Raw genomic sequence first — 2,202 nt, 5'->3', positions numbered from 1 at the left:
GGATCTAAAATACCCTTTCTGATTTCCCTTTCCCAAGAATAATTTCTTTCTCGGTGTTTAAATCTTGATAATTGCTGGGTGAAAACAGTAACCACTTGATAAATGATTTTTAAATCGTAAAGAGAGTCAATTTGAGAAATTTTAACCGCTAAAGCCCGAAATTGACGGGATATTTCTTGAGCTTGCTCTTGACTACAGCCATGGTCATGATGATAATAATTAACTACTTCTGCCATGTACTGAGCGTGTTTAGCGGCATTTTGAATGCTATGTTGAGCATTTTCCACGGGAGCAAGAAATCGATCTAATAATAGCTGTTGAGCGTAGGCATCGCGAAGGGAAGAATTAGAGATTACTTGTAATTCTGCCATTCTTTCTTCATGTTTACGGCGATTTTCGGCATAAATCTCCGTCAGAATAGTATCTAACAGCTTGGGAATCGGATAAAAGACATCAATCATAGGAAAATTTAGCTTAGTTTGTCTAGAGATAAGAAAATCTATTGATAGAATTACCCAAAATTGTAGCAGTGATCTGAATAGTCAGGTACGATAAAATCAAGTTAGTAAATTACCGCCCCTTAACCAATGTCTAACTCGAAATCTAGTAGCGTTTGGGACCACAAACCCCGTTGGTGTCAACCTTGGTCCATTCTGTTGACAGGAATTACCCTGATTGCTGGCTGTTGGTTTTTAACTCAGCGTCTCTGGTTAACTCTACTCCTATCTATTCCCATACTCCTCTGGTGGTTTGTCTTCCTAATTCTTTATCCGCGGACGCTGCAGCAACAGTTAAACACAGAAAGAATCGGGGAAAGCATTGATTAAAACAGGAAAGACAGGACAGGGATTTTTATCCTGTAATTGACTACTTTCATCTCCGCGAAAAGTGTTCCAACGGAAGGGAGCTTTTTTTTCACTCGACATCCATAAAAGTCTTTTTGCTCGCGTCATCGCTACATACAAAAGTCGGTATTCTTCAGCTTTTTTAAGTTGTCCAGCTTCTAACCAAGCGCTTAAAGGTGGGGGAATAATTGGTATGCTATCGGGGTTTAAATAGCGTTGATGAACCGCTGCTCGAATTTGCGCCCGGGCCACTTCTGCGAGGGTAAAATCTGCCAAAAATTTCGCCCCATTGGGAACCCAAGGTTTGCCCGGGATAATATCTTCGTGAAGAAAGGGAATAAAAACATAATCCCAGTCTAAACCCTTGGCTTTGTGCATAGTAATAATCGTCAGTTGTCCGGGACGAGTATAACAATCGTCGTTATCTTCTTCCACTCCTTCAAAGCGCTCAGAGGCGATAATTTCATTAAGAGTATTAATTGTATTTTTGAGAGAACTATTACCAGCAGTTTCCTGATAAATACGGGCGGTTAATTTTTGCAATGTGGCTAATTCTGACCCCGAATATTGGAGAGTCATAGCGAAAAAAGACAGGAGTTGATAATGGGGTAATTCTAATCTAGCTTTTAGTAAACTGCAGCAATAACGACGGGCGATTTTTTCGTTAGATTTCAGTTCAGGATCGAGGGGAGTGGGATAGAGAAACTGTTCGGGATAGGTAACTAAAGGATTTAAGTCTTGGGCAGTAATTAAACCCCTCAATTGTAGCACTTCTAAGGCCGCTTTGAGATAATCGGGAGAGTGGGGACGTTCGACAAAAGCCAATAGTTTCAGCATTTCGGCGGGAATTTGGGAAAAGCGATCGATCTCATTAGCTTCAAAAATTCTGATTTGATAACTTTTGTAAAAATGGGCGAATTTTTGAGCAAAAAAGTGTCCTTGTCGATTTTCTCTAACGAGGATAGCCGCATTATGTTGAGGGTTTTCTTGAAGTAATTTAACTAGACGTTTTTCAATTAATTCTACTGTTTGATAAATGTCATCGGGTTGATAAATTTCTAATCCTTTTCCCTCCTTGACTGGATTAGGTTGGGGATCTTCAGCACCGACGGGAAGAATCGCTTGAACTCGAAAAGGAGCCTCGGTAACTTTATGATTATCTTTTCCCTGTTTCCAATCTCGATCAACCCATTGTAAAACTAAATTAGCAGCTTCGATAATTTTAGTATTGCTGCGACCTGCTTGGTTCATAGTGGATAAATTGCCTTCGTTTTGACAACTTTCACAAAACCAATTAAAGTAAACAGGATCGGCGGGGGTAAAGGTAGAATTAATCGCTTGATTGGGATCGCCGACG

General features: G+C 40.1%; 3 protein-coding genes. 1 reads left to right on the top strand and 2 read right to left on the bottom strand.

What is annotated here, in order from left to right; genetic code table 11:
* The coding region (locus PX484_RS10780; protein WP_288103795.1) for a hypothetical protein at window positions 1-461 on the bottom strand (461 nt) is incomplete at its 3' end.
* Window positions 462-587: 126 nt separating this feature from the next.
* Here PX484_RS10780 and PX484_RS10775 point away from each other — a divergent pair.
* The gene (locus PX484_RS10775) at window positions 588-827 is read left to right on the top strand and encodes a DUF6737 family protein (RefSeq protein WP_016514583.1); all 240 of its coding nucleotides are present in this window, start codon (window positions 588-590) and stop codon (window positions 825-827) included.
* Here PX484_RS10775 and PX484_RS10770 read toward each other — a convergent pair.
* The coding region (locus PX484_RS10770; protein ID WP_288103793.1) for a 3'-5' exonuclease at window positions 792-2,202 on the bottom strand (1,411 nt) is incomplete at its 5' end. The genes PX484_RS10775 and PX484_RS10770 overlap by 36 nt on opposite strands.

Origin of the sequence: Microcystis sp. M49636_WE2 (assembly GCF_030065375.1) — a bacterium.
Lineage (GTDB): Bacteria > Cyanobacteriota > Cyanobacteriia > Cyanobacteriales > Microcystaceae > Microcystis > Microcystis aeruginosa_C.
The sequence above is the reverse complement of the archived record's forward strand: the minus strand, read 5'-3'. Positions and strand labels throughout refer to the sequence as shown.

What these genes read in the sequence shown, in the direction of transcription:
- PX484_RS10775 (WP_016514583.1), top strand. Translation starts at nt 588, where the DNA reads ATGTCTAACTCGAAATCTAGTAGCGTTTGGGACCACAAACCCCGTTGG.